Below are 3,550 nucleotides of genomic sequence, written 5' to 3' on the forward strand. Positions count from 1 at the left end.
CCGATGCTCCCAGGTCACCACCACCAGGTTGATGGCGAGCGTGCCGAGCATGACGGCGAAGCTCAACGCGGTGACGGTCGGCGCCTCGCCGGTCTGCCAGCGCTGCCAGGCGCGTTGCAGGATCTCCTGCAGCGCCAGGAGCATGAAGAGCGCGATCCCCAGCGAGGTGAGCGTCTCGAACCGGCGATGGCCGTAGGGATGGTTCGGGTCCGGCGGGCGCGAGGCGACGGCGATCGCGACCAGACCGACGATGTTGGAGATACCGTCCAGGAGCGAGTTGACCCCGTCGGCGGTCATGGCCAGGCTGCCGCTGATCAGGCCGTAGCTCAGCTTGGCAATGCCGACGAGCGCGTTGAGCGCCAACACACCCAGCAGGGTGCGCTGGATAGCACGCGTGCGCCCACCGCTCCCCTGCTCCCGCAGCGGTGTGGGTGCCGTCGCTGACTCTCCGCGCTCGTCCCGCGGCATCGATCCCTCGTCCATCGTCCGTCGTCCTGCGGCGGGACGCGGTGTCCCGCCCGATCCCATGAACTGTAGCGCGGCACCGGCCACTTAGTCACGGAGCAAATCGCAGATTTGCCGCGGCAATATCTGAGGTTGGCGGCATGCTGCACGCGACGTGTCGCGCAGGCAGCGTGGGTTACCGAACGGTCCCGCGCCGCGGCATTGATATGGAACTGATATGCCAGCCGCTGATGCGCGACACGGCATGCACGGCATCAGGTCTAGACTGCATATGAGGGCAGACCGGCTGTCGTCCGGGCAGTCCGCGGTCGACCAGGGAGGAACGGGATGCAGAAGCCAGGAACGAACCTCGAGCGGGCATTGCGCACCTACCTGATCGGCGCGGTCATCGTCTGGGTCGGGTTGATCGCCGCCGCGACGATCTTGCTGCGCGGCAGCGACGAGTTCCCGATCATGCTGACGATCCTGGGCGGCGGCGCGGCCTGGTTTGTGGTGATCGTTCCGGCCATGTTCCGCTCGCGCTGAGGGGCACGCGATGTTCCAGCAGTGGAAATCCTGCGCGCTCACCTCACACGCGGCGATCACGGACGACGCACACGACGAGCCGCACACCGCGGCTGGCCCCTTCCTCCACGAGCCGGCGGCGCCGCGCCTGGCGCCGCCCGCCGGCTCGCTTCCCGTCGCGCCGTCGCTGGCGAACCGGGCGCGGTGCGGGTTGGGGCCGATGGATTGGCGAGAGAGTGGCAGGTTCACGGAAAGGATGGGCCACCATGGTTGAGCGCTGGAGACCGCGCGCGGAGATCGAGCGCATGTTCGAGGAGATGGATCGCCTGCTGCCCATGCCGTTCCGGTGGGGGCGCACGCTGCCGCGGATGTTCACCATGCGCCACGGCATCGATCTCTACGAAACCCCCGACCAACTAGTCATCAAGGCGCTGGTGCCCGGCGCCACCCCGGACGACATCGACATCTCGCTCGACCACCAAACCCTCACGATCCGGGCGCGCTACGGCTACTCGCTGCCGGAGGATGAGGCGGAAGCGGTCACCTGGCACTTCCAGGAGATCGACAGCGGCCAGTTCACCGAGACGGTGACCTTGCCGGTGCCGGTCGAGCCGGAGCAGGTCACGGCGACGCTGGAGGACGGGATCCTCACCGTCACCCTTCGGAAGACCGCCGAAACCCGCGCCCGCCGCATCCCGGTCCGCACGACCGGTGCAAACTCCGAGGGCACGTCGGGAGCGTAAGCTCCCGACCGCCCGGGGGACACGCGGCGGCGCTAGATGAGACCGAAGCCATAGGCGTCGAGGATCGCCGCCAGCAGCGCTCGGTTCGCAGGGTCTGCGAGCCCGGGAAGGCACGTCGCATGCAGGCACGGCGCGGCGCGGTCGAAGATCGCCGCGCAGGCTCGGGACGGGTCGTGGCGCGAGCGATAGCGGATGCCGTCGGGCTGTGACGGGTGCGCCCAGAGCGCCCGCGCCCAGACCTGAGCAATCGCGTAGTCCCCGGAGCAGAGACGCCCATCGGCACCGAGGCGCGCCAGACCCGGCCCGGTCAGATCGACCAGCCGTAGCGGCCGCGACGCGTCGACCCGGGCAAGTTCACGTTCAGCGAGCGCGGCGAGCGTCACCACGCCCGCCGCGTTCGGCCCCCTGCCGAACGTTTCAATGAAGGCGCAGTACGGGTCCTCCCCCACATACAGCACCCCGAACCGCCCCTGCGGGTCATCGAAGCGGAACGTGGCGGATCGCCCGAAGTGGAGCGGGTCGCGGCCGGCACGGTGGAGCCGGAACCAGGGGCCGGCGGCGGTGACGATCGGAAGCTCCCGGCTGGGGAGGTCGGACGGCGGCAGAGGGTGAGGACCGGGCGCTGGCTTACGCGGCACCCTGCTCACCGTAGACCTCGGCCGCGCGCCGGACCGCCGCCACGTCGCCGCGGCGCAGGACGGCGAGCGGCGTCTCCCCGTGCAGCCGCACATTCGGCGTGAGGAAGAAGGCAACCTGCATCCAGGGATCGTGCTCGCGCAGCGCGTGCAGCACCTCCTCCAGACCGGGGAGGAGCGCGCCGCGCTCCGGGTCGAACTGCCAGGCCGGATAGGCATATCCACGGCGACCGGTCGCAAGGCCGATCAACCGCCCTGCCTTGCGGCGCTTGTCCACTGCCTGCCGGGTGATACCGAGGAGGTCGGCGACCTCCGTCGAGGAGAGCGTACCGCCCTCGGCGGCCAGCAGCCGGGCACGCATACGCAAGCCACGCAGCCGCGCCCCCACGAGCGGGTCGTCCTCGCGCAGCACGGCCAGCGCCGCCGGCGCATCCAACGCGTCCAGCAGCACCTCGTAGTCCGACCGCGCCCCGGCGGCATCCCCGAGGGTCGTCTCGTCCAGCGCCTCCGTGAGCCGCGCCAGGGCGTTGAGCGCGCGGGCGACGAAGGCACCTTCGGCCGGCGAGTCGACCTGCTGGAGCAGGCTCAAGATTGCAGCGACGACGTTCGGCCCCGCTCCGTGGGCGGCGGTGGTGAGCTGGTGGATAGCAGTAGCGGTCATGGCGCGCCTCCGGTTCACGCAGTTGTCTCACCTACAGTATAGCAACTTCGTCAACCACAGGCGATGGTGAACGGGTGCGTTGCTTCCGGTGGTCGAGGTCTTGGTCTTGACACGTGCCTCCCAGCACCGAATCATGTACGTGCACCAATGGAGGGGCGTCGAATGACGGAGAAGGCAAGGGCGGCGGTGATCGTGCGTCCGGCTGAGTTGCGCGACGCGGCGGCCATCGCCGAGATCTACAACCAGGGCATCCGCGGCCGGATGGCGACCTTCGAGACGGAGGAGCGCACGGCCGAAGAGCGTGCTCGCTGGCTGGCCGGTCACGACAAGCATCACCCGGTGCTCGTCGCCGTCGACCCGGAAACCGACCAGGTGGCCGGGTGGATCTCGGCCGATTACTACCGGTCCCGGTGGTGCTACCGTGGTGTCGCCGAGTTCTCAGTGTATGTCCACGAGGACTACCGGGGGCGCGGCGTCGGTGCGGCACTGATGAAGGCGTTCATCCCCGCGTGCGAGCAGGCCGGCCTCTGGAAGCTGCTCTC

General features: G+C 69.4%; 6 protein-coding genes. 3 read left to right on the top strand and 3 right to left on the bottom strand.

Going from position 1 to position 3,550, the window contains the following annotated elements:
* A partial coding sequence (locus IRZ30_RS16455; protein WP_294086729.1) for a cation diffusion facilitator family transporter occupies positions 1-483 on the bottom strand: 483 nt, incomplete at its 3' end.
* 309 nt (positions 484-792) lie between these two features.
* On the opposite strand from IRZ30_RS16455, the gene IRZ30_RS16460 reads away from it, so the two are divergent.
* Both IRZ30_RS16460 and IRZ30_RS16465 read left to right on the top strand, forming a co-directional pair.
* Positions 793-990 carry a hypothetical protein gene (locus IRZ30_RS16460; protein WP_294086730.1) on the top strand — a complete coding sequence of 66 codons (198 nt, stop codon included), beginning with the start codon at positions 793-795 and terminating at the stop codon, positions 988-990.
* Positions 991-1,235: 245 nt separating this feature from the next.
* Positions 1,236-1,712, top strand: a complete 477-nt coding sequence (locus IRZ30_RS16465; protein WP_294086731.1) for an Hsp20/alpha crystallin family protein — start codon at positions 1,236-1,238, stop codon at positions 1,710-1,712.
* A gap of 32 nt (positions 1,713-1,744) precedes the next feature.
* Here IRZ30_RS16465 and IRZ30_RS16470 read toward each other — a convergent pair whose 3' ends face one another.
* Complete coding sequence (locus tag IRZ30_RS16470; RefSeq protein ID WP_294086733.1) at positions 1,745-2,350, bottom strand: RES family NAD+ phosphorylase; 606 nt, start codon at positions 2,348-2,350, stop codon at positions 1,745-1,747.
* Positions 2,340-3,008 (bottom strand): hypothetical protein, encoded by a 669-nt coding sequence (locus IRZ30_RS16475; RefSeq protein WP_294086735.1) that lies wholly within the window; start codon positions 3,006-3,008, stop codon positions 2,340-2,342. The genes IRZ30_RS16470 and IRZ30_RS16475 overlap by 11 nt, the downstream gene beginning before the upstream one ends.
* 162 nt (positions 3,009-3,170) lie before the next feature.
* On the opposite strand from IRZ30_RS16475, the gene IRZ30_RS16480 reads away from it, so the two are divergent.
* Positions 3,171-3,550 (top strand): GNAT family N-acetyltransferase (locus tag IRZ30_RS16480; protein ID WP_294086738.1); only part of this gene is annotated, 380 nt, incomplete at its 3' end.

The sequence above is a fragment of the Sphaerobacter sp. genome (genome assembly GCF_019683595.1).
GTDB lineage: Bacteria > Chloroflexota > Chloroflexia > Thermomicrobiales > Thermomicrobiaceae > Sphaerobacter.

Excerpts from the sequence above, each read along its gene's own strand:
- IRZ30_RS16460 (WP_294086730.1), top strand. The coding sequence starts at position 793 with ATGCAGAAGCCAGGAACGAACCTCGAGCGGGCATTGCGCACCTACCTG.
- IRZ30_RS16465 (WP_294086731.1), top strand. The coding sequence starts at position 1,236 with ATGGTTGAGCGCTGGAGACCGCGCGCGGAGATCGAGCGCATGTTCGAG.
- IRZ30_RS16475 (WP_294086735.1), bottom strand. The coding sequence starts at position 3,008 with ATGACCGCTACTGCTATCCACCAGCTCACCACCGCCGCCCACGGAGCG.